Raw genomic sequence first — 26,109 nt, forward strand, 5'->3', positions numbered from 1 at the left:
TCCGATTGGTATAGTCAGTGGGCCTTCACCACCTTTAATTTTTAGTTTTCATAAAAAATTTGACAGTTCCCGATAAGACGTATCTGGAACCTGGCAGTAATGTTTCACGTGAAACATTAAATTGTAAACATACGTTCCCTTATATACAATTATACGGATATGAGGTAAAATAGAGAAACAGTTAAGTTGAGAAAAGGAGCTACCTGAAGAATGGAAATGATAGGCGATCGTTTACCTCCACAAAATATAGAGGCTGAACAGTCTGTTTTGGGGTCTATACTTTTAGATCCGGAAGCATTAATACCTGCGATGGAATATGTTGAAGCGTCTGATTTTTATCGACGCGCTCATCAGCTTATTTTCCAGGTCATGGTAGACTTGAATGAAAAAAATGAAGCAATAGACGTTGTGACTATTGCAAATAGTCTAGAAACGAAGAGCTTGCTTGAGGATGTTGGCGGGACCCCCTATTTGGCTGAAATAGCGGGCATGGTGCCGACTGCTGCGAATGTGGACTATTATGCCAAAATCGTCGAGGAACGCTCCATATTGCGTAAATTGATCCAGACAGCAACTGATATTGCATCGAAGGGGTATCAGGAAGCTGATGATGTTCCTAATCTTCTTGATGAAGCAGAAAGAAGCATTCTCGAAGTATCGGAAAAACGCAGCCGAAGTGGATTCGTCTCGATCGAATCAGTCTTAAGAGACACAATTAACAATATAGATGAACTGTTTCAGAATGATGATGATATTACTGGGATATCCACTGGATATAAGATGCTTGATCAGATGACTGCAGGCCTCCATGAGGATGAGTTGATCATTCTTGCAGCCCGTCCCGGCGTTGGAAAGACAGCTTTCGCTTTAAATGTAGCTCAGAATATTGGGACGAAAACGGATGAAAATGTTGCAATCTTTAGTCTGGAGATGGGAGCGGAGCAGCTGGTAAACCGAATGCTCTGTGCTGAAGGAACAATCAATGCCTCCAATCTTAGAACCGGACAGCTTACTGAAGAAGAATTCGAGAAACTCTTCGTTGCCATGGGCAGCTTATCTAAAGCTAACATCTATATTGATGATACCCCTGGAATCAGGACAGCTGAAATACGGGCAAAATGTCGTCGACTGAAACAGGAAAAAGGGGATCTTGGCCTTATTGTCATTGACTACCTGCAGCTGATTGAAGGCAGCGGAAAAGAGAGCAGGCAGCAGGAAGTATCAGAGATCTCCCGTCAGCTGAAAAAACTGGCCAAAGAACTCTCAGTACCGGTCATTGCCTTGTCTCAGCTGTCACGCGGAGTGGAGCAGAGACAGGATAAGCGTCCAATCTTAAGTGATTTGAGAGAATCCGGGTCAATTGAGCAGGATGCCGATATCGTGGCATTCTTGTATAGAGATGACTACTATAGAAGTGAAGACGACGAAGAAGACGATGAGACAGAAGATAATGTTGTTGAAGTCATTCTTGAGAAGAACAGATCGGGAGCCAGGGGAACCTGCAAGCTGCTGTTCATAAAAGAATACAACAAGTTCTCTTCCATGTCTTATTACCCTGAAAACCAGATATCATAGGTCAAACAGATTTCAAACGGTCCTTTAGAACAGAAGACCGAATGGAATCTGTTTTTTTAAAACAAATATTTACGCAAATTTGAAAACAACTGTTATAATAAATCATACATTTGATTTGTGGGGTAATCGTTATGACTAATAATGACTGCTGGCATGTGCTACATGTTGCCGTTCAATGTCTTTTATAGTATGACTATCGCATTGACTGCATGATCTCTCAGACAAGCTAGCTATCATTACAGAATTTATCGTCGGCTATCTCGTCCTGTATCTACCTAAAGTCAAAGTGCCATTATTTCTCAATTCAAGCAAGAGAACTTTATTAATACCAGTTTTGTCTGGCTGCTTTATCTGATCATGGCTTATCCGACTTCTATTTTGTGAGGTTTGGTGGGAATCACAGAATCAACCCTTCGCTATGCGTTCAGATATCCCTTTAGAATCATTGGATCTAATATGATCGGTGGAGCGATCATGATGGGTTTCAGCGTATCTACAGCGGGGGTATCAGGCGTATGCGGTATGCCGATGGCCAGTAAATTAGGTATTTTCATTTCCGCTATTCTAGTGGGTACAGTGATTTCTGTCGCTCTTCAGATTCCAGTCAAGAAGCCTTTAGATCAGTCATCAGCTGTGATTACCGCTGATGAGGACGATCTTGATTTCGAAATTACACTTTAATTGACGATTTAGGGTTCACATTTAACAGATGTGTGGTAAAATAATGAACGTTGTTAAAACTAAATCAATTAATGTTAGGAGAATGCCTCCGTCTATGTTGAAAAAGGATACAATTGAGCTGAAAGTCTCTTTGTATACTTTAATAGACGAACGGGGGATTCTCTTTTTTTGTTGGAAAATTATAGAAGAGGTGGATAAATGACATCGGTCGTAGTAGTAGGGACACAATGGGGAGACGAAGGAAAAGGAAAGATTACTGATTTCCTGAGTGAAAGTGCAGAGGTCATTGCACGTTATCAGGGAGGAGACAATGCCGGACATACCATTAAGTTCGATGGGGTCACATACAAGCTTCATCTGATTCCTTCAGGTATTTTTGCTCAGGATAAAATCAGTGTCATCGGTAATGGTGTAGTCATCAATCCCAAGTCACTGGTTAAAGAATTGAAGTACTTGCATGACAGAGGCATTTCGACAGATAATTTGAGAGTATCCGACCGCGCACACGTCATACTCCCCTATCACATCAAACTGGATCAGCTTCAGGAAGATGCCAAAGGTGACGATAAAATCGGAACAACAATCAGAGGAATCGGTCCTGCCTACATGGATAAAGCGTCCAGAGTTGGTATTCGTATTGCGGATCTGCTGGACAAGGATATCTTCAGAGAACGTCTGAAAATCAACCTAGCTGAGAAAAACTCATTCTTCACCAATGTCTATGGTTCAGAAGCTCTTGATTTTGAAGATATTTTTGAAACCTATTATGCATACGGACAGCAGTTCAAGCAGTATGTCTGTGATACATCCGTGGTCCTTAATGATGCACTGGATGGCGGCAGACGAGTGCTGTTTGAAGGCGCACAAGGAGTTATGCTGGATATCGATCAGGGAACGTATCCATTCGTTACGTCTTCCAACCCTGTAGCTGGAGGCGTGACAATCGGGAGTGGTGTCGGCCCGTCTAAAATTGAAAAAGTCGTTGGCGTATGTAAGGCCTATACATCACGTGTCGGAGACGGCCCGTTCCCGACTGAACTGCATGATGAGATCGGTCAGCAGATCCGAGATGCCGGAAATGAATACGGCACGACAACTGGACGTCCGCGACGTATTGGATGGTTTGACAGTGTTGTCATGCGTCATTCAAAACGCGTATCGGGGATTACCAATCTTTCATTAAACTCGATCGATGTTCTGTCAGGACTGAAAACTGTCAAGATCTGTACGGCATACGAGCGTAATGGAAAGAAAATCCTTCACTATCCTGCAAGCCTGAAAGAGCTGGGTGAATGTCAGCCGATATATGAAGAACTGCCGGGATGGCATGAAGATGTCACTGGATGCAGAACGTTAGAAGAACTGCCTGAAAATGCACGGGACTACATCCGCCGCGTGTCTGAACTGACGGGCGTACGTATTTCTACATTTTCTGTCGGACCGGAGCGCGATCAGACTAACATTCTTGAAAATGTCTGGGCACCAGTTAACTAATTACAATAATAAAGAAACAGCCTGTATGAACATCTTTCCTTCATACAGGCTGTTTCTGTCTATTTATATTAGCTGATCTGTGTAGTCCAGGTGCTCAAAGGTGTCAGGCTTACCGATGGCTACGATGAAACTGTCAGGTTCAATTTTCTGCTCGGGTGGAACATTGATTGACAATGGACCGTCCGGAGAGGATTTCATGCCTATAACATTGATTTTATACTTCTTACGTAGATCCAGATCTTTCAAGCTTCGACCGATCCATCTTTCTGGAGCAGTAAACTCAATGATTGAATTATCCTCATCCAGATTAATGACATCCAGGATATTATTGCGCATGATATTACGAGCCACTTTATCGCCCATTTCCTTTTCAGGTCGGATGATTTCGTCTGCACCGATTTCAAGAAGAATCTCCATATGCGTGCGATTCTTTGCTTTAGCAATAATCTTTTTAATCCCTAATTTTTTACAGTTCATTACAGCTAGAACACTTGCTTCAAGATTCGATCCGGTACCGATGACTACGGCATCACAATTGCTTAGACCTATGCTTTCGAGAAGTTCAAGATCAGTAATATTACCTTGAACAGCCTGTACTACGTATTCTTCTACTCTGTTGACATCGACGAGGTCTTTATCTACGGCGATAACATCACAGTGCTGCTCACCTAATTCTTTCGCAATAGTAGATCCGAAAACTCCTAGTCCCAGGACACCTACTGTTTTTATCATTCTATAAAACTCCTATCCAATTAAGATATTTCCGGTTGCGTACGTAATATTTTTCTGTTTTCTGTCTTTCTTGCCTAGGGCAGTAAAGATAGTGATTGGTCCTAGACGACCTACAAACATTGATAACATGATGATGCTCTGGCTATACCTTGAAAGTTCAGGTGTCAGATTTGCCGAAAGACCGACAGTACCAAATGCCGAAACGGATTCGAAGAACAAGTATTGAAGTGGAATATGCTCATCAAAGATTGTCATGAGAGCCAGGGCAATAAAGTTTAGAAGAACAAACATAACAACTATGACCAGTGCACGTTTAACAATATCCATTTGAAGGGTGCGCTTTTTGTAGTTCACATTATCGATCCCGCGTATCTCAGAGCTGATCAGTTTAACAACAAGAGCGACCGTTGATGTCTTCGCCCCCCCGGCAGTTCCACCTGGAGATCCACCAATAAACATATAGATCGTAAAGAATATGAGCGTGAACATGTGTAACTGAGTATAGTCAAGGGTAGCAAATCCGGCAGTACGCAAGGTCACTGCTTGAAAGAAACTTGCTTGTATTTTTCCGAAAAAGCTCAGGTTACCTAAAGTACCAGCATGATTCCATTCGGATAACATGAATAGGACCATAGCTGAAACAATCAGCCAGAAAGACCACTTAATAACTAGCCTGGTATGAATCTTCAAGCGTCTGTAAGTGCCCTTGAAATCAATCCAGCTTCGGACTGAAATGAATTGCTTGAAATACCTGGAAACATCAAACCATACTGAAAAACCGATTCCCCCTAAGATGATCAGCAGAGGAATAACTATATTGACGAGTGGAACATCGACAAATGCTTGAAGACTTTCAGTACCCAGATTATCAAAACCAGCGTTGTTAAAGGCCGAAACAGCTAGAAATAAGGATGTAAATCCGCCTCTTCGCCATCCAAGCAAAGGAATAAAATGTAAGGAAAGCAGAAGGGCTCCGGTCAGTTCTACAACAGTTGTATATTTAACAACTGATATTAAAAATAATCTAAATCCTGTCATGTCGCTGCGATTAAGCGCCTGTTTTAAGGTTACTTCTTCTTTGATACTGACACGTCTTCCAAACTGAAGAATGATTGCAGATACTATTGTAATTAGCCCAAGTCCTCCCAGTTTAATAAGAAAAAGAGCCACGAACTGACCGAAAATATTATAGGTATAGGCTAGAGGTTCAGTGAACAATCCGGTCACCGCTACCATAGATACTGCACTGAACAAGTGATCAAAATAAGTTGCCTGAGAACTTTCCAGCTGACTGAATGGCATAGCCAATACAACCGATCCCAGTAAAATCACAACTGCAAAACTGATGATGATCTTAATGGGAATAGGCCAGTCTGAAAATCGTTTAAAACTAATAGGCATAGATCATTTCCTTCCTTAATGAGCCAATAATGTATGTAACATAATAGATAAATTTTACTCCATGTCCAGTGTAAACACAACAGATGAATATTGAAAAGATTCCTATTTCTGCTATGACGAAGAAGATATTTAGAAAAAAGGAGTCTGCATAATGAATATAGTGATTGCAGGTGGAGGGAAGGTGGGAGAAGTTCTCATCAGAGAACTCTCGCTTGAAGGTAATGATATTGTACTTATTGAAAAGAACGAGTGGAAGCTGGATAGAATTATAAGTAAAAATGATATTACAGGTCTCGTCGGAAATTCAGCAAGTTACGATTCACAAGTAGACGCAAATGTTGCTACATGTGATATTTTTATAGCTGTTACACCACAAGATGAGATTAACATTATTTCATCAATCATAGCCAAAAAACTAGGTGCTAAACATACAATTGCCCGAGTAAGAAATCCTGAATACGCCGGACATATGAACTTCATGCGTGAAGGATTGGGTATTACAATGATGATCAATCCCGAACTGGAAGCTGCTAAGGATATTACTCGAGTCGTTCGCTATTCAGAAGCACTCAGTGTCGAGCAGTTTGCCGGCGGGAAAGTCAATATCGTTGAAATAGAAGTGAAGAGAAATAATCAGCTTTCCAACAGTTTCTTAGGAGATTTCAAGAAGAACTTCGGAAATGTGCTGGTCTGTGCGGTATCCAGAGATGATTATGTATTCATACCTAGTGGAGACACCCAACTGGAAACGGGAGACCGGATCTTCGTTACAGGTAACAAAAGAGATCTGACGAAATTATATAGAAAATGCGGACATAGACAGCACAAGATTCGTTCTGCTTTGATTGTAGGTGGGGGACGAGTGGCTCATTATCTACTGGATATGCTTTCAGGAATGAACATTGAACTGAAAGTGATCGAAGCCAATCATGACGTCGCGAAAGAGTTGAGTGAACAGTATCCTCGTGTAGTGGTAATCGAAGGAGACGGAACCGATCAGGAATTTTTGAAGGAAGAACGAATCGAGCTATACGATACAGTCATCAGTCTTACCGGGGTAGACGAGGAGAATCTCCTTATTTCTCTATTTGCATTAAATCAGGGAGCAAAAAAAGTAATCACTAAAGTAAGTAGAACAGATCTCCTTAAATTGTTAGTAAATGTTGGCCTTCAGTCCATTATCACTCCGAAACGTCTGATAGCTAATGAAATCCTTAGATTTGTCCGATCTCTTCAATCAAATGATGGATCAAATGTAGAGGCACTCTTCAGGATTGCTGATAATCAGGTAGAAGCTATACAATTTCGAGTACCTGAACAATCTAAAGTTCTTAATCCCACACTTCAGGATTTGAAAATGAAAGATAACTTACTGATCGCCTATATCATCAGAGGAAAGAAAACAATTTTCCCAAGTGGTAAGGACTTTCTCAAACCGGATGATCAGGTAATTGTCGTAACGACTAAGAAGCGTCTTGAAAATATAGAAGATATTTTAGCATAGGAAGGAACACAAGTGAATAAACCAATGGTCGCATACATTATAGGAAGACTTATGCAGATTAAAGCATTGCTGCTGTTTTTTCCTATAGTTGTAAGTCTTATATATAGAGAATCAATCCGTTATTCTTTGAGCTTTCTGGTTGTAGCTCTGGTAACAGGAATTATCGGCTATCTTTTTACAAAAAAACAGCCCGTAGTAAAAAATTTATACGCAAAAGAAGGATTTGTCATCGTCTCCTTATCCTGGATAGTTCTTTCGTTTTTCGGAGCTCTTCCTTTTGTTCTTAATGGAGACATCCCCTCGCTAACTGATGCTATTTTCGAAACGACCAGTGGATTTACAACTACTGGGGCCAGTATCCTTGATGATGTTGAGGCTCTATCCCGATCGAGCTTGTTTTGGCGAAGCTTTACTCATCTTATTGGTGGGATGGGGGTGCTGGTTTTTGCACTGGCAGTTCTGCCTCATATGGAATCAGAAACTGTGCATATCATGAAAGCTGAGGTTCCTGGACCTACATTTGGAAAAATCGTTTCAAAGTTATCGAAGTCTGCTCAAATTCTTTATTATATTTACATTCTATTCACAATCATAGTGATTGCAGCATTGTTTTTAGCCGGAATGCCATTGTTTGATGCGATCATCCATGCTTTTGGTGTAGCAGGAACAGGTGGATTCAGTATGCGCAACGGCAGTATAGCTCCTTATGATAATGTAGTGATTGAGGTGATTCTTGGTATAGGCATGCTTGTATTTGGAGCAAACTTTAATCTATACTTTTTGGCGCTGACCCGTCATTTTAAAGAAGTATTCAAAAGTGAGGAGTTGAAATGGTATCTGGGGTTTGTCGGTGGAGCAATTATTCTCATCACAGTTCAGTTGAGCATGACCACCTATGGCCACAGAGAGGCTTTGCGTCACAGTTTCTTCAGTGTGACTTCCATCATGACGACAACAGGGTTTTCTACTGATAATTTCAACACGTGGCCGCTGTTCTCAAGAATGATTCTTCTGTTCACCATGTTTATTGGAGGCATGGCTGGATCTACCGGTGGGGGGATAAAAGTCTCACGTGTTGCTATTCTCATCAAAACTGCTTTCTCTGAGCTACAGAGAAATGCCTACCCTAACCGACTAGTCAGTGTCCATTTTGAACACAAGGCAATTGAAGGAAAAATGCTCAAAGCGATTGCGAACTATCTGATAGTCTATATTATGGTATTCGCTTGTGTGCTCCTCCTGATCAGTCTGGAAGTTGATGACTTTACCTCGTCATTCAGTGCGGTGGCGGCAAACTTCAACAATATTGGCCCTGGATTCGGAGTTGTTGGCCCAGACTCATCTTACTCTTTCTTTAGTCCGCTGAACAAAATCGTTCTTTCCATATCTATGATTATGGGAAGATTGGAAATTTTACCTATACTCATTCTATTTTCTCCAGGAATATGGAGAAAACGAGCATAATACAAACTAAATCCGCCTCTTCATTGATTTAAATGGAGGGCGGATTTTTTATGCAGAAAGTGATAACTTTTGTATTTAAGTAGAGTGAAAGGTAAAATTAAAAGATACAGTGTGTCTTTAATTTAGAAGACAGCTAAAAGGGGAGACATATCAATGAATGGAACAATGATGCAGTACTTTGAATGGGACTTGCCAAATGATGGTAAGCACTGGAAACGATTGAAAGAGGATGCTGAGCACTTGAGCGAGATTGGTGTCACGGCAGTATGGATTCCCCCCTGTTTTAAATCAGTCGGTCAGGATGATGTAGGGTATGGTATCTATGATCTCTATGACTTGGGAGAATTTGATCAGAAGGGAACGGTACGCACCAAGTATGGGACTAAGGACGAACTGCTGGAAGCAATTGAGGCACTGCACGAACAGGGGATTCATGTCTATGCCGATGTCGTCCTCAACCATAAGGCAGGGGCAGATGGAACTGAACGGTTCGAAGCCACACCTGTCGATCCGGAGAATCGTCACGATGCCATAGGCGATACACGCGAAATCGAATCCTGGACCTATTTCAACTTTCCAGGCAGGGAAGGCAAGTACTCTGACTTTGAATGGCACTGGTACCATTTTTCAGGGGTATCAGAAGACACGATTACAGAAGAGCAAGGCATTTACAGAATCAAAGGAGAAGACAAAGGCTGGGCACCGGATGACAACGTCTCCACTGAGTTCGGTAATTTTGACTACCTGATGTTTGCAGATATCGACTACAGTCACCCTGAAGTCGTTGAAGAAACGAAAAAATGGATCCACTGGTTCATCGAAGAAACAAATATCGATGGCATCAGGCTGGATGCAGTAAAACATATAGATAGCCAGTTCATGAGAGAACTGATCGAAGATGTCAGAGAGGTTCATGGCGAGGAGTTCTTCTTCGTAGCGGAATACTGGCATCAGCGCTATAAATATCTTGAGGAGTATCTGGAAGAACATGACTATTCTATCTCCATGATGGATGTACGATTCCACTATGCGCTCCATGAAGCATCCAAGCAGCGCAATGCATTCGACTTGAGACGTCTTCTGGACGGGACGCTTTACAAGGCGAATGCTGAACAGGCGGTCACTTTTGTTGAGAATCACGATTCTCAGCCGGGGCAGTCTCTGGAATCGTACGTCGAGCCGTGGTTCAAACCTCTGGCATACGGCTTTATTCTATTAAGCTACTACGGCTACCCGTGTGTATTCTATAGTGACTATTATGGGTACAAGGGAGACGTCGACTACGATGGATGTCGCAGAGAAATTGAGTTGCTTCTGAAAGCGAGAAAAGATTACGCGTACGGCGAACAGTACAATTACCTGGATCACGGCAACTGTATCGGTTTTACCCGAACAGGAAACGACGAGCATCCTGAAGGGTGTGCGGTCATCATGTCAAATGGAGACGAAGGATTCAAGGAAATGTCTGTTGGCGAACTGCATGCTAATGAGGTCTATGTCGACCTGATGAACAACAGAGATGAAGAAATCGAAATCGATGAAGAAGGGAAAGCCACTTTCCCTGTCAATGCAGAATCCATTTCCGTATGGGTCAAAAAAACAGAATAATAAGAGAGAAAGCGGGAGAAGTCAGCAGATGATTTCTCCCGCTTTTTTATGCGTAAAAGAGGACAAGGACATAAAAGGCTGAAGAAAAATCTCATGGAGAATTTTTCAGTCCTAATTTGGTTGGGTTTTCTGAATAGAATGAGTCGAATGACTCATATCTGCATGTTGTGAGGTGTTGGGTACGCCTCATACTCGTCAGGTGCTTCATAATACCGATTTATGAGGCATTGGAGTCCTTGTGTGTGGTGCGAAAGGTCCATATATCTTTTTATGGACCTTTCGTCCCCCAAATCCAACCATACCCGACAATACAGGAATCCAGCCCGAAACATTCAAAAAGGCACCGGACTGCAGTAATCCGCAGTCCGGTGCCTGATTTCAAACTCTATTCTATTAGTTATTCGGATTTGTTTTGTGAGAAGCATCTTCTTCGTCAGCTAGATTGTCTTTATCGAGCTGGAAGTCTTCATTGTCTGACAAGTAGTTGTCGTGTAGAGCTTCATCTACTTTATCTTTAGGAATAGCCTGATCCTGTTCAGGTTCAAGCGGTGTATTCTTCACGTCACCGGTTTTGTCATCTGCATACATCGCATGACTGGCAGCTGCCGGATTCACAACGACGGTGTCATCCTGATTCTCAGCTTCACTTCGAGCCAGATCTCTTTCGATCTCTTCAATCGTCTGGCTGAGCTTAGCCTGCTTGGCATCCAGTTTAGCTTGTTCAGACTCCAGTTCTCTTTCCGCTTCCATGTAAGACGCTTTGAAGTCATCCACTAGCTCGTGGGCTTTTTCTTCACCGGTGTCCTTTAATTTAAGAGCTTCCTCTTTAAGATCCTGGCGGAATGCTTTTCCTGGTTTCGGTGCAAGCAGCAGAGCAGTAAAGGCTGATGCGGCACTCAATAATACGGCTTTGGTTAAACTTACTTTTGGCATAGATGTCTCCTACCTTTCGATTTCAGTTAACTGATGATTGACTACAGCGGGCAGCTGATCAGCTTGTCCAGTTTTATGCCGCTGTTTCTGTTTATCGACCGTTTTCTTGAAAGCCAGTTTGAATGTTCTGGCTAAACGGGGTCCGTCTGTTTTCAATTCCTTGTAGCTGTTTTCAGCGATGCCTTTTGAATACTCAGCTCCGTGCTCTTTCAGGTACATGAGAGATTCGGAAAGACTGGCTGCACTGTCTGAAAATTCGTCAAAATTTTGAATCTTGATCTCTGCAACATTTTTGGTGTTATCGACCCGAGCCATGATATGGTCGACTTTTTCCTGCATGACTTCTGCTTCACGTGTGAAATGATCGATGTGTCCGTTGACCACTTCTCTGGTGTCTTCGATGTTTTTCAAAGTCGGTTTCATTTTCTTCATAGTTAAAAAGCCCATGACGATAAGAACAACGAGTGACACACCTAAAATGACGAGAGAAAGGATATATCCTAAATCCATTTTGCCCCTCCTTTACATATGCTGCCTGTCGGCGGTTTTATATAAATAGAATACCACGAAGACGAATGAAGACCAACCAAAACGCTATTTTCAAAAGACATTGCTTGAAATGGCTTTAATTGTTAGAATAGTAGCATCTACAATGCAGTTTGTTATTGAATGAAAAAGGAGAAAACTATGGGGAATCAACCAGCTGAATATGGAGAACATGAAATCAGTGAATCGGCTCATACGATGGACGTCTTTTCGGTAACCGATGGAGAGGTTATCACTATTGAAGAAGTGCCTGATGAGCTGTTTTCAGCGAAGATGATCGGCGATGGCTTTGCAATCATCCCGACATCAGATTCAGTTTATGCACCGGTAAGTGGCAAGCTGATCGAGGTAGCCGATGCCAAACACGCCTATTATATAGAAACCGAAGAAGGAATCAAGGTACTGATCCATATCGGTATCGATACCTTACTACTGAACGGTGAGGGGTTTAAAACGTTTGTTCAACGGAATATGACTGTTGAAAAAGGACAGAAGCTGGCCGAGTTCGACAAGCAGTTAATTGAAGATAGAGGGTTCCAGCCGGTTATTCCGGTGATTATTCTTGATCATCCGTCTGTCGCATCTCTGGAAATCAGACCAGATAAAGCGGTCAAAGCCAACGACTCGGTCGCACTGACCGTTCATCTGGTTTAAGCAGATGAATCAATGATTCACCTTAAATTGAACCTGACCTTCAGGTGCGGTATAATCTAGAGGAACAGATTCTATGATTTTGATTGAGCAAGTAAAATGTTTCTGAGGAGGAACGCCTTTGAAAAAAATATTAGTCGTCGACGATGAAAAGCCGATTTCAGATATAGTGAAATTTAATTTAGAAAAAGAAGGATTCGAAGTCGTCACCGCATATGATGGTGAAGAGGCAGTAGAAAAAGTGGAAGAGGAGAATCCGGATCTGATCGTTTTAGATCTGATGCTTCCAAAAATGGATGGCCTGGAAGTCTGCCGTGAAGTACGCCGTGAAGTACGCAAGACTAGAGACACGCCGATCATCATGGTGACAGCGAAAGATCAGGAGATCGACAAAGTCCTTGGTCTGGAACTGGGCGCAGATGACTATGTGACCAAGCCATTTTCCAACCGTGAACTGGTTGCCCGCGTAAAGGCGAATGTCAGACGTCAGTCGTCTATTCAGAGCAATGAGCCGGTCAAGGAAGAAACCAATGACATCGAAGTTGGCGATTTGACTGTCCACCCGGATGCCTATATCGTATCCAAACGTGGAGATACGATCGAACTGACTCACCGTGAATTTGAGTTGCTTCATTATCTGGCCAGACATATCGGTCAGGTCATGACTCGTGAACATTTACTGGAAACAGTATGGGGATACGATTACTTCGGAGATGTCAGAACCGTCGATGTGACCGTCAGACGTCTGCGTGAAAAAATCGAAGACAACCCAAGTCACCCGACGTTCTTAGTAACTCGACGAGGAGTAGGCTATTATTTAAGAAGTCCTGAACAACAGGAGAAGTAGTGATTTATGAAGAAAAAAATCAGATTTTATCAGTCTATCAATACAAAGATCGTCTTTGTTATAGTCTTATTACTTGTATTCGCCCTGCAGCTAATCGGGGCGAATTTTACTACCCAGATTGAAAGACAGCTGGTCGCCAATTTCCAGGAAGACAGACAAGTTCAGATGAGCTTTCTGGAAAGTGCGATCTTGCCTTTGCTAGAGCTTGAAGCCAATAACACTGAGGACAATGAAGTCGATCCGGTTCAGGAGATCAACAGCCTGCTGGCCGACTTTTCAGGCAGCGGCATCACCGATCTTCAGGTCGTCAATGATGATCTGGTCGTCGTCGGAACAAGTGACAGTACCCAACAGAACATCATCGGGCAGCTGTCAGATGATGTGGATTTGAGACAGGCGCTGTTTACTGAATCGACGGTCCCTAGACAGGTGATCGATCCGGTAACGAACAACCGGAGATGGAAAGTGGTTGAACCCGTCTTTTCGGATGCGGATGACGGACAGTTTCTCGGCGCTATTTTAATGGAAAGTAACATCGAATCGGTCTATGCACAGATTTCTCAGATCACGTGGATTTTCCTGCAGTCCAGTGCAGTCGCAATTATTCTATCTTTAGTTCTGGCTAATATGGTATCCCGTGCACTGACTAAACCGATCAAAGAGATGCAGATCCAGACCCGTCAGATCGCTGATGGGGACTATTCAGGAACGCTGAAGGTCTACGGCGAAGATGAACTGGGACAGCTTGCAGGGCTGATCAATGACTTGTCTGATGATGTAGCTGAAGCTCAGGAGTCTATCGATGCGGAAAGACGCCGTCTGAACAGTGTCCTGACTCATATGACTGATGGTGTCGTCGCGACCGACAGACGAGGAAAAATCATCATTATCAATGATATGGCTCAGACGATGCTGGAACGAACGGATGAAGAAGCCATTGGAGAAAATCTATTATCCGTATTGAATGTTGAAGAAGAAATTACACTCCGGACGATTCTTGAAAAGCAGGATGATGTCCTGGTCAATGCAAGCGAAGGCGGCGTAGCGACACTGCTGAGAGCTTCCTTCTCTCTTATCCAGAGAGAGTCCGGCTTCATCAGCGGAATTGTCTGTGTGCTGCACGATGTCACTGAGCAGGAACGTATCGATGAAGAAAGAAAACAGTTCGTATCCAATGTCTCCCACGAATTGAGAACATCTCTGACCAGTATGCGCAGCTATATTGAAGCATTGGCAGATGGGGCTTGGGAAGACCCTGAACTTGCTCCGCGGTTCCTGGAAGTGACGCAGAATGAAACAGACCGGATGATTCGAATGATCCAGGATCTGCTTCACCTGTCTCGCATCGACTCAGGAAAGAGTTCTCTTGAACTTGAAATCGTAGATATCACTGAAATGCTCGATCATGTCCTGAACCGCTTTGACATGCTGATCCATTCAGCGGAATACGAGACGAGAAATTATCGTATTCATAAAGAGCTGCTTAGAGAAGCGATCTTCGTTGAGGTGGATCCTGACCGCATGATTCAGGTGCTCGACAATATCATGAACAACGCAATCAAATATTCACCGGATGGGGGAACCATTACTGGCCGCATGCAGAAGACTGACGATGCAGTGATCATCAGCATTTCAGACGAAGGAATGGGGATTCCGAAAGCCGACTTGAACAAGATCTTTACCCGATTCTACCGTGTCGACCGTGCAAGATCCCGCGCAATGGGCGGTAGCGGCTTGGGCTTGGCGATTTCCAAGGAGGTCGTTGAACAGCATGGTGGCCGGATCTGGGCTGAAAGTAAAGAAGGAAAAGGAACGACCTTTTATCTGTCGCTTCCTTATGTGCCATTTGAAGAGGAGGATGAGTGGGTATGACCTGGTCCAGAATTAAACATGTGCTGCTGACCGTGCTTATAGGCCTCAGCCTGTTTCTGAGCTTTCAGCTATGGACAGCCGGCGGGGAACTCAGAGAACCTGCTTCAGGAGGAAGTGGATTCGTTCCAGCCTCCCTCGTCGACCGGACACTGACAGAGGTCTTTGCACCCAATCAGATCGTCTGGCACCGCTCGATCAATGAAAGCAAACAGAAAGCCAATGCGTTCCATACTAGGGACTGGATCGAAGAGTATTTTAATACCATGAATTTTGGTGAGGTAAACAACCCTCAGCGCCTTAGTCGGGAAGCCTATCAGGACAAGCTAGCTACGGGGGAGTGGGTGGAGTTCGTCTTTGATGCGCCCATTCCGTTCGGTCTGTTCGAAGAAGCTTTCGATGATCTGCCGACCGATTATGAGAACCGTATCTTCAACCGATTCTATTTGAACCTAGATAATATTGAAAATATCGGATTTTACGATGTCAGTAATGAAATCAACTACACAGTGTCTGAATCGAATTTCACTTCGGAAATCATCAATGAGCTGCTGTTCGCCGCAAACAATCAGTTTATTGAAGTGGAAACTGTTGCTCTTGGCGACTCATTCATCTATCTCTCAGCTGATGAAGTAGAAATAGAGTACAAGGACTATCTGGTTGAACGCCTGCCGAACAACCTGTATATCAATCAGTTCTTTGCGGATACGTCAGAGGTCGATGCCAGACGGACTGGACAGACGACGCGCTATATCGATCTGACGACGGAAGTACGAATCAATGATGCAGTGAATACATTGACTTATTTGAGACAGCGGACTGACATGGGGCAGATGACATTCAGTGAGCGTCTGCTCAGCAGTTTCCAGGAACTGAGACAAGTCGAGAACTGGACAGAAACGATCCATTACCAGCAGTACACACATGGAACCAGTGAAGTAACTTTTCAGCGCTATATTCAAGGCTATCCAGTCTTCAGTACGCAGCAGCTGGAATCATCAGTCCTCATTACTGTAGTGGAAAGTGGCTTGAGTAATTTGAGAGTGCCGCTGAGGGTCGTTCAGACCCCTCTGACCCTAGGTGGAGAAACTGCTAAAACTCTTCCAAGCGGAGTCAGTGTCGTTGAACAATTAGAGAATACTGGCCCCGGTCTGGCTCCTGTACAGAATATCAGGAAAGGGCTGACCTGGGTCCAGAGTGAAGAAGACAGCCGTGTCGTTCATTTTGAACCGAACTGGTACGTGCAGTCAGACAATGTCTGGTATGAGCTGAATCGTTACATTCAGCTGCAGGAGGAGATGCATAATGGACTTTAAGAAAATCGAAAACATCTTTCTCATGACCTTTATGCTTCTGAATATCTACCTGCTGATCAGTTTTCTGAACCGGAGCGATCTGCAGTCCGCATCGACGGCACCTGACCAGGTCAACTTGATGAGAGAAATGGAACAGATCGGGATCGACTTGCCGAACTTGACAGAAGAGTATAGAGAAGTCTACTATGTCCAGGCCGACCGGAACAACCTGCTCGAGGAAAACATCGATCAGCTCGAAAACCAGGCCGGATCGATTGCTCAGGACGGGTCACTTTATACGAGTATCCTGTCCGATCCGATCGAAATAGAAGGGAATCCAGATGATGGATTTACAGCAGCCGATTATGACGTTCTGGATGAATTCATCACCAGTGGAGCGGTCCTTTTCGGGAGCGAGTACGCCTTCCTGCGTTTCGATAACTCTGAGAACCGATTCGTGTATGCTCAGATAGTCGAAGGCATCCCGGTAGCTGACGGTACGTCGGAAATTTCTCTCTTTTACGGGGGTGACGGCAACATCATTTCCTACCAGCAGAGCTATGCCGGGCCCATGACGACGCAAGGCAGCCCGATGGAAATCATCACTGACCGTCAGGCCGTGGAAGTCCTGTTCCAGAACAATGCTATCAGCTCCAACACAACCGTCAGACAGCCGATTCTATCCTATCAGCGGACGCTTCATCTTGAAGATTTGAGCATGTATGGGCCGATATGGTATATTCCAGTTGTAGATGCAGGTGGTGAGCGTGTGCTGAGAGTGGATGCCATTGAGCGGACAATCATAACAGAACCGGTTATCCCGGTCGATCCAGAAGAGTTGGACGACTCTGAAGACTAATTTGGACGTTAATGTGACGACTACCCGCATGACCTTGCCTAGATGCTGACAGATGGTGTAAGATGGACAATGAGTATTTGCAGGGAGAGGTAGTAGTCATGATGGAAACAGCACAATCCGGCTTGAATATCAGTGTACTGGCAAGCGGCAGTACCGGTAATATCACTTACGTTGAATCAGGCAGCACCCGCCTTCTGGTGGACTGCGGATTCAGCGGAAAAAAAGCCATTGAATTATTAAGTAAAATTGGCAGACGACCGGAAGATCTAGATGCGATCCTGGTCACGCATGAGCATTCAGATCATATCAAAGGCGTCGGTATCCTGGCGCGTAAATATGGCCTGGACGTCTATGCCAATGAAAAGACCTGGAAAGCAATGGAGTCCAAACTGGGTAATCTGAAAGTTGAACAGAAGAATCACTTTTCCATCGACAAGACATTGACACTCGGTGACATTGATGTCTCCAGTTTCGGCGTCTCTCACGATGCCATCGATCCTCAGTTCTACACGTTTCAGAAAGACGATAAACGGTTCGTGATGCTGACGGATACGGGTTACGTGAGCGACCGTATGCGCGACTATGTGAAAGATGCAGAAGCGTATCTGTTTGAAAGCAATCACGATGTGAGCATGCTGAGAATGGGGCGTTATCCATGGTCGCTGAAGCAGCGGATCATCGGGGACAAAGGCCACTTGTCCAATGAAGACGGCGCGCTGGCTCTGGCAGAAATTGTCGGGGACCGGACCAAGCGCGTGTACTTAGGGCATCTAAGCAAAGAAAACAACGTCAAGGAAATCGCACACTCGACTGTAGAAGACATCCTGGTCAGAAAAGACACAGGCGTCAATGACCGGTTCAGACTTTTCGACACAGATCCGGTGGAACCGTGCGACCTGTTCACCCTTTAGGAACAACTGAATAAGAGTTTATGGAGCACCAGACAATATGGAAGACTTTTTTCCTGCCGTCCAGTGCTTTTTTTAAGGGGTCAGATTTGAGTGCCTCAAATCTTCCAATCTTGAAGGGCTTTGTGGGTGTAGGGCGGGCTAGTTTTAGTTTACGATTTAGTCGCTTGGCTGAGATGCCGTTAGTTGGTCGTCTAGCTATAGTTCAGGCGGTAGACGTACTGTTAAGGTCTCGTTAGGGGGAATCTAATGATATTTTAGCATCTATTGTAGGAATAAGCTGTCATTAGAACGCGTTTAGCTGCAGTTTGAGATCCGTAGATAGATTAAGGTGCCGCTAAAAGGGGGCTAGTGACAGTTTGGAATCCTTTTTGAGAATAAGGTATAACTAGACCTGGTCTAGTGGCAGCTGCGAGTATGGAAATGGGGATAAGCTACAAGTAGAAACAGTTTACTGACATTTCCCCCCCCTTAATTTTTAGACAAGCTTCAGTTATGTCCTGTGCGGTTAACAAGTTGGATCAATTCCATTCGACGGGCATGCAGACAGTGAGCCTGACTATCTGAAAAACAGGGCAAAAAAGGACGTGATTTTCATGAAAATCACTCTTGCCAACCGAAGAAAAATTATTATAATAAGGGAGGAAACAATACGTCAAAGACCGTCATAATACTGTAAAGATACAAAATATGCTAAACTGAAAATAACAGATAGTTTTTAATAAATACTTCACTTTTTGAACAAAAATAGGTGATATAGTAAACATGCTTTTATATAGTAGGAGGAACAACGATGAAAACTAAAACTAAGAAATGGTCATCATTTTTAGCACTTATGCTTACATCCTCTTTTCTTGTCGGATGTGACTTGTTAGATAACGATACAACTGAACCGGAAGAAGATACTCAAAATGGCGTAGTGGATGAAGACGGACGAGTAACCGTCTCTGAAATGCGTGTAGACGTCTCATCAGGTATCACGGATGCGGTCGATGTCATTGACGATGCGGTGGTATCGATCATCAATCTCCAGCGTATTGGTGACACCCCATGGGGATGGTATGGAGAAACCGAGGCGACCGAGGAAGATGAAGAAAATCTTCTTCAGGCAGGAACAGGAAGTGGTGCCGTTTATAAAGTGGACGGAGACACAGCCTACGTCTTTACAAATAATCACGTAATCGAAGGATCGGATGCAATTGAAGTCCTATTTAAAGACGGCACACGTATTGAAGCAACCGTCATCGGTGCAGACGTCTGGACAGACCTGGCCGTTCTATCAATCGATTCGGAAGAAGTTTCAACGGTAGCTGAATTCGGAGATTCTGGGAATCTGACCGTTGGAGAACCGGCTATAGCTATTGGTTCACCTCTTGGGACGAACTTTGCGTCATCTGTGACATCAGGCATTATTTCGGCTGTTGAACGTACTGTACCTGTTGATACCAATATGGATGGTGAGATGGACTGGGAAATGACGGCGATCCAGACAGACGCAGCTATTAATCCAGGGAATTCCGGAGGCCCACTGGTCAACATAGCCGGACAAGTTATCGGGATCAACTCAATGAAAATCTCATCGTCTACAATCGAAGGGATGGGCTTTGCCATTCCAAGTAATGATGTGGTCGATATCATCAATCAGCTTGAAGAAAATGGAGAAGTCGTCAGACCGCTCCTAGGTGTAGGCATGGTCGATCTGTCCATGGTCTCTCCACAACAGCAGCAGGCTATCCTGAATCTGCCTGAAGATATCGATGGAGGCGTCGTAGTTGCTGAAGTCGCAACAGGAAGCGCAGCCGCAGATGCCGGAATGGAAGCCAATGACGTGATTGTTTCGTTCAATGGGGTAGACGTTCAGAACGGAATCGAACTGAGACAGGAAATCTATGATACGGAAATTGGTCAGGAAGTGGAAGTCGAGTTCTACCGGGATGGTGAACTGCAATCCACAACGATCACCATGCGTAGTTCAGAAGAAATGATATAAACTGAAAATCTGGGGATACACAGCTGCTATATATAGGGCTGTGTATTTTTTTGAAAAGAAGCATAAGTTTCGTATGATAATTCATACTGTCTAGCTGCACTACTCGCTAGCGCTCGGTCGATCTCAACAATAGTTGTACGTGCTAAAGCACTACAACTTGTAAGGACAAGTCTGACACCGTTCAAAAAAAGATGGGTGGACCCATTGCGCAGGATGCTCATTCAGGGCCACACCCACTATTTTTTGAAGGTGTCAGGGCTGACTTGTTCCGCTTTTCTCGTTTTGTGTATAACTTTCGGGATAACCTTGTTCGGGTGTGGAAAGTGGAAAATAGAAGCCCGGTATATCAAAGATTTGCTGAAAAAGTTATACACAGTGCACAAACCTGGTGTGTATAACTTTTTTTAGTATAACAAAATGTATCTTTTAAACGTTGGTACTATAAGGTTTTATGTTTCAGAGAGGAAAAAATCGAGCTGTGTAAAACTGTGCATAACTTTAAAAGCTAACAATCTACTTTTTCGGTAAAAATGTATGAATCACTCGAAAAAACGGGAACAGGACCTGTGGATATGTGGATAACTTTGGGGATAAGTGTGGAAAGAGGGTGGAAAACTAAAAAGATCTCCCAGGGGAAGCCTGAGAGATCAAAGAGGAGAAACTGTGGATAAGAAAAGATTAGATTGCTTTTACTGTTTTCTTGACTTTGACGTTGCCTTCGATGGCACGTGAATACGGACAGACCTGGTGGGCCTGATCAACCAATTCCTCTGCTTCTTTTTGGCCTGACGTGCAACCATCTGAAGCGCACTGTCAAAACAATCGGCATATCCTGCAGAAAAGAGCTGTTCCGGATTGGTCATGCCTGCTTCTTCTTTTCCGCCTACTCCTTTTGGTAAAGGCAAAATTAAATCGAGTGTGCCGTCTGAGGATCTGACATGACCTTTACGTCCGTCTGTCGCTTTAGATGATGCAGTATATAATGCGAGCCCCACATTTGTCATATCGTTCCTCTTTTTCACTTGACCGAAATTAGAATTCAAACAATTAAAGTATCCGTGTCAAACTATAGGAACTTAAAAAGTAAATTGCTATAATGTAGGGAAGGAATGAACGAGAAGACATTAGACATATTAAAACTGGACAATCAGCTATGCTTTCCGCTTTACGCAGCAACAAGACAATTTACGAAAATCTACCGTCCTTTGCTGGAAAAATTTAACGTAACGTATCCGCAGTACCTGGTGCTGCTGGTTTTATTTGAAACAGATATCTTATCCGTCAAAGCACTTGGCGAAAGACTGTTTCTTGATTCAGGTACGCTCACACCGATGCTTAAGCGTATGGAAGAAAGAGGACTGATCCAGCGGACACGGTCGCTTCAGGATGAGCGCGTGGTCGAAGTCAGTCTGACTGAAAAAGGGAAAGCACTGGAGTCGGAAATTGTAGAAGTCCCTCTGGCATTTACAAAAGAAATCAAGCTTGAAGAAGAAGAATACTTTGAAATGAAACGCATCCTGGCGAAAATTCTGGATCAGGTCTAAAAGGAGTCGGTTATGGATATCACTATAGTCTCAGTAGGAAAACTGAAAGAGAAATATCTGAAGAAAGGCATCGAGGAATACACCAAACGACTTGGTGCCTATACAAAAATAAAAATAGTCGAAGTCCCGGACGAAAAAGCACCGGAGAATCTGAGCGAAGCAGAAATGGTTCAGGTGAAAGAAAAAGAAGGTGAGCGGATACTGGCCAAGATACCGGATCAGGCTTATGTCTTTGCATTGGCGATCGAGTCAAAAGAACGCACCTCGGAATCCTTCGCCAAAGAAATCGAACAGCTCATGATCCACGGCAGCAGCAAAATCGTCTTCGTCATCGGTGGCTCACTAGGATTAAGCGAAGCCGTCATGAAGCGCAGTGACACAACCATCTCATTCGGAAAAATGACCTATCCTCACCAGCTGATGCGACTGATATTAGTAGAGCAAGTCTATCGAGCCTTTCGGATTATGCGGAATGAACCGTATCATAAATGATGATAAGAATTTGTATCACACATGATTCGGCGCATGTATGAGATTGTTTTAAATGTTAACCTAAGGATTATTACATGCACTTTTGAGGACTATCTATAGTAAAAACGTCGGGGATTCGGGGAGAGGCTAAAGGCGGTAATATCCTGGAACATGCCGTTAATTTTATTTTAGCAGCAATAAAATATCGACTTTCTCTGCTCTATTTGGTAAATTTAAATAAATAGAGGAGGGATTAAATGCCGGATTCATTTAGTGTATTATCATCGGATGACATTGGTCGTAAATATAAAACAATTGTTTCTTATAAGGACCTTGAATATCTTGATGATGAAGATTCAAGAACACATCTTTCCATCGTAGATGTAGAAGAGCCTGAGTATCAACATATTAAGGACCAATTCTTCATCGTGGATACAGAAGCCTTTGAAGAACAAACTAGTAATAAAGCAGAGATAGAGGTAACAGAGTATGAAAACGTCAATCAGTTTAAAATAGAATTGATTAAGTTCATCTAATAGGCGAACAGCATACTTCTGCTTACTAAGCATGCTGTTCATTACCCTAATACGACGGGGAATCGGGAAATAGGCTAGACCCAAATCTCAATTGGATGACGTAAAAAGAACCTTCCATCTTTTGGAAGGTTCTTTGATGTGTTATCTTTTGAATCTAATCTGGGTAAACCTAGGGAATTATCAGGATCAGGCTTGTCAATTAGGTACTCTGCAATATTTGCTTCATTGAACAGTAACTTAATATCAAGCTCCATTTTGTTTTTATCCATTTTTATTTCCTGTATGAAAGCGAGATAGAGTTCTTTTAATTCACGATTTGTTTGAGTCGATTTCATTTTTTTAATTAATCTATTCATAAGTTTCGAAACTAGCTCTATGTCGAGGGAACTACTCTCTGTTTTTATTCTTCTTTGTGTAACTAATAATTCTTGAGTGTACTCTTCTCTCTCGGTTTCTATACGCGATATAGCAAGCTCCCAAACGTCAGATAAGCTCGGTTCTTCACTAATCTTGCTTTTATAGTTGTCTATACGGTCATCGCATTTCACTATTTTATCTGTCAAAAATGATTTGTGATTTTCAAGCTGGGCTTTATCTTCAACTGTACGAGACTGCATCTGACTGACTAAATGTTCTAATAACTTGTCTGAGTCGATTAGTTCCTCGAAACGATTAGAAACTTTTTCTTCTGCTTTACTTACCTCAATACCGTTAGCTTTGCAGGCTGTGGCGCCTTTGTTTTTAAATGCACCGCACACATAATAGCTCTTTTTCACCCTAGATCCATCCTTGAGCCGATAGCTGGAATTTGAAACAACCATGTGACCATGGCAGTCCGGGCACCTGATTAATCCAGTTAGCACATTTGAACCTAGTCGGTTGTGTGAAGGTTGTTTTGACCGCATAATCCATCGTTCGTGCACCTTGTCCCATGTTTTTGGGTCGATTATAGGCTCATGGATACCTTTTACTTCTATAGGTGATCCCTTGGGGTGTTTAATACCGTTAGTTTTCTTACCATAACGAATCTGGCCTTTGTATAATGGATTTAGAAGAATATCTTTCACTGCTATGGTACTAAACTTATTCCCTCGTTTAGTTTTGTAGCCTGTATGGTTTAAGCTATTGGCTATATGTCTATAGCCATGACCATTTAAATATGTTTCATAGATGTACCTTACTATTTTAGCTTCTTTTTCATTAATCACCAGCTTGCTCTTTCCGTTCTTTCCTTTTATATTATCATAACCGATGACCTTGCCTCCATTCCACTCTCCATCATTCGCTTTGGCCTTGTGTCCTAACACTACAAAATCTTTTAAGGTGTTTCTTTCTAGTTCATTGACAGAGGCCATAAGCTGGACCATGAAGGTACCGTTACTGGTCGTTAAGTCTAATTTCTCTGAAATTGACTGCAGAGAAATATTCAATTCGTTCAGATGTTCAATGATTGAGAGTGTATCGATCAATTTTCTGCTAATACGTGAAAGTTTCCAGATGATGACGACATCAAACAGATTTTCTTTTGCATCATTCATTAGATCTTGTATTCCCGCTCTTCCTTCGATATCCTTACCGCTGATTCCTTCATCAGTATAGACATCAACTAATTCAAAGTTATGCATTTCGCAATACTGCTTTATTTTCTCTTTTTGAGCGTTCAAAGAATATCCATCTACGGCTTGTTCTTTAGTAGAAACCCGAGTATATCCGACAGCTCGTAATTTATTATTAATCATCAGTTGTCCACCTTCTTTAAAATATTATAAGGAATACCAGTCAAATAAATAGCCGTTATTTCTTTTTTTGGATTTACCAGAACTTTTTCAATTATCTCTTGATAGAGTATAAAATCTGCGAGGGTAGGGACTTTATCGATAGTCAACTGAGAGTCTAGCAGCTCTATAATGTTTTCGGGAATAAGAGGTTCAAACTTCAACTTTTGCTTTCTCTTTCGGACATTTTTCAAAGCTGCTGACAGTTGCTCATCATTAATTTCGCCTTTCTCATAGCGCAACAGGATTAATTTTTGCCGCTGTAATAAGTTTTTTTCTTTTTGCTGATTTGCTCTAGCTATAGAACTATTTTTCTTTTCAAGTTGTCGCTGTATCTTTTCTATAGTCACATCAGAATGGACGAAACGATTAATTAGTTGAATGACTTCTTTTTCGACGTCAGAAGCATTTATGTTAATCCCCTTGCAGTGACTAGTCCCATCAGAAGACGTTCTGGCGCAACGATAATAGTAATAGGTCTTATCACTATTAAGGGTGTGCTGAGGTGTGCATACAGTTCCACAATAAGGACAGATTAACTTTTTGCGTAGAATAAATCGTCTAACGACCCATTTTTTGTGAGCTTGCTTGGCTTCTCTTAAGGACTGAACGGTGTAGAAAAGGTTCATTGAAATAATGGGAACATCATGCCTATTCTTATTGCCATACTTACTAGTGACTTGTCCGATATAAAAGTCATTCTTAAGAATAGCTTGAATACGTGCACCGACCCATTTTTTGTCATTACGATTCAAAAGCCCTGCATCATTTAATTGGTCAGCTATTCTAGAATAGCCTAAACCTTGAGCATACTGGTCATAAATTTTCCTGACTATTTCTGCCTCAAATTCATCAATAATCACTTCCCCCTCATTCCAGCGATAGCCATACGGTACTTGAGAAGAGACAATGCGTCCTTCATTGTATTTTTGTTGAAAGCCAATTTGTTGGTTTTCTTTAATTACTTTTCTTTGATATTCTGCCCATGCACCCAGCATTGAAATCTGAAACTTATCCATAGCATAGGAATTATTTTCTTCAGATAAAGATTCAGTGATACTTATAACCTTTACACCTAAGTGGGCACAGTAATCTAGGAACTGAACTAAATCAATTAATTTGCGTGCCAATCGATCATAACGCCAAACAAGAAGCGCGTCAGCTTGTGTATCCTTAAGAAATGATTTCATTTCTATGAATCCGGGTCGATCTGTATTTTTTCCACTAAGCTCATCCGTAAATTTTGAAATAACTTCTGCACCTAAGTGCTTATTATTCCAATCCATCAGCGCAGAAATCTGCGCTGAAATAGATTGTTGAATGTCAGTTGATTGTCGGGCATATAAAACTACCTTACTTGTCATAATTGTGTTCTTCTTTCTCGATTATTAAAAGAATTTCAATTAGTGTATCAATAAACTTTTCA

The 26,109-nt window shown here is 42.7% G+C and carries 23 protein-coding genes; 16 read left to right on the forward strand and 7 right to left on the reverse strand.

Annotation, left to right across the window (positions count from 1 at the left end; all coding sequences use genetic code 11):
• Positions 1 to 210: 210 nt before the first annotated feature.
• The 3 genes from dnaB (at position 211) to ABFX15_RS03460 (ending at position 3,750) form a co-directional block, all read left to right on the forward strand.
• Positions 211 to 1,575, forward strand: coding sequence for a replicative DNA helicase (dnaB, locus tag ABFX15_RS03450; protein WP_091479533.1), 1,365 nt, complete (start codon positions 211 to 213; stop codon positions 1,573 to 1,575).
• 390 nt (positions 1,576 to 1,965) lie between these two features.
• Positions 1,966 to 2,256 carry a hypothetical protein gene (locus ABFX15_RS03455; RefSeq protein ID WP_346024112.1) on the forward strand — a complete coding sequence of 97 codons (291 nt, stop codon included), beginning with the start codon at positions 1,966 to 1,968 and terminating at the stop codon, positions 2,254 to 2,256.
• Positions 2,257 to 2,454: 198 nt separating this feature from the next.
• Positions 2,455 to 3,750 (forward strand): adenylosuccinate synthase, encoded by a 1,296-nt coding sequence (locus tag ABFX15_RS03460; RefSeq protein ID WP_346024113.1) that lies wholly within the window; start codon positions 2,455 to 2,457, stop codon positions 3,748 to 3,750.
• Between the two features lie 63 nt (positions 3,751 to 3,813).
• On the opposite strand, the gene ABFX15_RS03465 is transcribed toward ABFX15_RS03460, so the two are convergent.
• Positions 3,814 to 4,482 carry a potassium channel family protein gene (locus tag ABFX15_RS03465; protein WP_346024114.1) on the reverse strand — a complete coding sequence of 223 codons (669 nt, stop codon included), beginning with the start codon at positions 4,480 to 4,482 and terminating at the stop codon, positions 3,814 to 3,816.
• A gap of 12 nt (positions 4,483 to 4,494) precedes the next feature.
• Positions 4,495 to 5,883: a TrkH family potassium uptake protein gene (locus tag ABFX15_RS03470; RefSeq protein WP_346024115.1), complete on the reverse strand. Its 1,389-nt coding sequence runs from the start codon at positions 5,881 to 5,883 to the stop codon at positions 4,495 to 4,497.
• Between the two features lie 151 nt (positions 5,884 to 6,034).
• On the opposite strand from ABFX15_RS03470, the gene trkA reads away from it, so the two are divergent.
• The 3 genes from trkA to ABFX15_RS03485 all read left to right on the forward strand — a co-directional run bounded on the left by trkA (position 6,035) and on the right by ABFX15_RS03485 (position 10,459).
• Positions 6,035 to 7,387: a Trk system potassium transporter TrkA gene (gene trkA / locus ABFX15_RS03475; protein WP_346024116.1), complete on the forward strand. Its 1,353-nt coding sequence runs from the start codon at positions 6,035 to 6,037 to the stop codon at positions 7,385 to 7,387.
• 12 nt (positions 7,388 to 7,399) lie between these two features.
• Positions 7,400 to 8,851 (forward strand): TrkH family potassium uptake protein, encoded by a 1,452-nt coding sequence (locus tag ABFX15_RS03480; RefSeq protein WP_346024117.1) that lies wholly within the window; start codon positions 7,400 to 7,402, stop codon positions 8,849 to 8,851.
• 153 nt (positions 8,852 to 9,004) lie between these two features.
• Positions 9,005 to 10,459, forward strand: a complete 1,455-nt coding sequence (locus ABFX15_RS03485; RefSeq protein ID WP_346024118.1) for an alpha-amylase — start codon at positions 9,005 to 9,007, stop codon at positions 10,457 to 10,459.
• Positions 10,460 to 10,852: 393 nt separating this feature from the next.
• Here ABFX15_RS03485 and ABFX15_RS03490 read toward each other — a convergent pair whose 3' ends face one another.
• Positions 10,853 to 11,392 carry a YtxH domain-containing protein gene (locus ABFX15_RS03490; RefSeq protein ID WP_346024119.1) on the reverse strand — a complete coding sequence of 180 codons (540 nt, stop codon included), beginning with the start codon at positions 11,390 to 11,392 and terminating at the stop codon, positions 10,853 to 10,855.
• Between the two features lie 9 nt (positions 11,393 to 11,401).
• Positions 11,402 to 11,902, reverse strand: coding sequence for a hypothetical protein (locus tag ABFX15_RS03495; RefSeq protein WP_346024120.1), 501 nt, complete (start codon positions 11,900 to 11,902; stop codon positions 11,402 to 11,404).
• A gap of 177 nt (positions 11,903 to 12,079) precedes the next feature.
• Here ABFX15_RS03495 and ABFX15_RS03500 point away from each other — a divergent pair, with 177 nt between their 5' ends.
• The 7 genes from ABFX15_RS03500 to ABFX15_RS03530 all read left to right on the forward strand — a co-directional run bounded on the left by ABFX15_RS03500 (position 12,080) and on the right by ABFX15_RS03530 (position 20,357).
• Positions 12,080 to 12,592, forward strand: a complete 513-nt coding sequence (locus tag ABFX15_RS03500; protein ID WP_346024121.1) for a PTS sugar transporter subunit IIA — start codon at positions 12,080 to 12,082, stop codon at positions 12,590 to 12,592.
• A 118-nt stretch (positions 12,593 to 12,710) separates the two neighbouring features.
• Entirely contained in the window at positions 12,711 to 13,436 is a 726-nt protein-coding gene (gene yycF / locus ABFX15_RS03505; RefSeq protein ID WP_346024122.1) for a response regulator YycF, read from the forward strand.
• A 6-nt stretch (positions 13,437 to 13,442) separates the two neighbouring features.
• Entirely contained in the window at positions 13,443 to 15,308 is a 1,866-nt protein-coding gene (walK, locus tag ABFX15_RS03510; protein ID WP_346024123.1) for a cell wall metabolism sensor histidine kinase WalK, read from the forward strand.
• Positions 15,305 to 16,621 carry a YycH family regulatory protein gene (locus tag ABFX15_RS03515; RefSeq protein ID WP_346024124.1) on the forward strand — a complete coding sequence of 439 codons (1,317 nt, stop codon included), beginning with the start codon at positions 15,305 to 15,307 and terminating at the stop codon, positions 16,619 to 16,621. Before walK ends, ABFX15_RS03515 begins: the two co-directional genes overlap by 4 nt.
• The gene (locus ABFX15_RS03520; RefSeq protein ID WP_346024125.1) at positions 16,611 to 17,459 is read left to right on the forward strand and encodes a two-component system regulatory protein YycI; all 849 of its coding nucleotides are present in this window, start codon (positions 16,611 to 16,613) and stop codon (positions 17,457 to 17,459) included. Before ABFX15_RS03515 ends, ABFX15_RS03520 begins: the two co-directional genes overlap by 11 nt.
• Before the next feature lie 101 nt (positions 17,460 to 17,560).
• A complete protein-coding gene (locus ABFX15_RS03525) occupies positions 17,561 to 18,370 on the forward strand; it encodes an MBL fold metallo-hydrolase (RefSeq protein WP_428830591.1) in 810 nt (269 codons plus the stop codon).
• A gap of 790 nt (positions 18,371 to 19,160) precedes the next feature.
• The gene (locus ABFX15_RS03530) at positions 19,161 to 20,357 is read left to right on the forward strand and encodes a S1C family serine protease (RefSeq protein WP_346024126.1); all 1,197 of its coding nucleotides are present in this window, start codon (positions 19,161 to 19,163) and stop codon (positions 20,355 to 20,357) included.
• 689 nt (positions 20,358 to 21,046) lie between these two features.
• Here the strand turns inward: ABFX15_RS03530 and ABFX15_RS03535 are convergent.
• Positions 21,047 to 21,361: an OsmC family protein gene (locus ABFX15_RS03535; protein WP_428830590.1), complete on the reverse strand. Its 315-nt coding sequence runs from the start codon at positions 21,359 to 21,361 to the stop codon at positions 21,047 to 21,049.
• 105 nt (positions 21,362 to 21,466) lie between these two features.
• On the opposite strand from ABFX15_RS03535, the gene ABFX15_RS03540 reads away from it, so the two are divergent.
• The 3 genes from ABFX15_RS03540 to ABFX15_RS03550 all read left to right on the forward strand — a co-directional run bounded on the left by ABFX15_RS03540 (position 21,467) and on the right by ABFX15_RS03550 (position 22,908).
• Positions 21,467 to 21,901, forward strand: coding sequence for a MarR family winged helix-turn-helix transcriptional regulator (locus tag ABFX15_RS03540; RefSeq protein ID WP_346024127.1), 435 nt, complete (start codon positions 21,467 to 21,469; stop codon positions 21,899 to 21,901).
• Positions 21,902 to 21,913: 12 nt separating this feature from the next.
• Positions 21,914 to 22,393, forward strand: a complete 480-nt coding sequence (gene rlmH, locus ABFX15_RS03545) for a 23S rRNA (pseudouridine(1915)-N(3))-methyltransferase RlmH (RefSeq protein ID WP_346024128.1) — start codon at positions 21,914 to 21,916, stop codon at positions 22,391 to 22,393.
• A gap of 236 nt (positions 22,394 to 22,629) precedes the next feature.
• The gene (locus tag ABFX15_RS03550) at positions 22,630 to 22,908 is read left to right on the forward strand and encodes a hypothetical protein (RefSeq protein ID WP_346024129.1); all 279 of its coding nucleotides are present in this window, start codon (positions 22,630 to 22,632) and stop codon (positions 22,906 to 22,908) included.
• 74 nt (positions 22,909 to 22,982) lie between these two features.
• On the opposite strand, the gene ABFX15_RS03555 is transcribed toward ABFX15_RS03550, so the two are convergent.
• Both ABFX15_RS03555 and ABFX15_RS03560 read right to left on the reverse strand, forming a co-directional pair.
• The gene (locus ABFX15_RS03555) at positions 22,983 to 24,647 is read right to left on the reverse strand and encodes a recombinase family protein (RefSeq protein ID WP_346024130.1); all 1,665 of its coding nucleotides are present in this window, start codon (positions 24,645 to 24,647) and stop codon (positions 22,983 to 22,985) included.
• On the reverse strand, positions 24,647 to 26,047 hold the full coding sequence (locus ABFX15_RS03560) for a recombinase family protein (protein ID WP_346024131.1): 1,401 nt from the start codon (positions 26,045 to 26,047) through the stop codon (positions 24,647 to 24,649). Before ABFX15_RS03560 ends, ABFX15_RS03555 begins: the two co-directional genes overlap by 1 nt.
• Positions 26,048 to 26,109 lie beyond the last annotated feature (62 nt).

This window comes from Alkalibacterium indicireducens (genome assembly GCF_039522005.1).
Classification (GTDB): Bacteria; Bacillota; Bacilli; order Lactobacillales; family Carnobacteriaceae_A; genus Alkalibacterium; species Alkalibacterium indicireducens.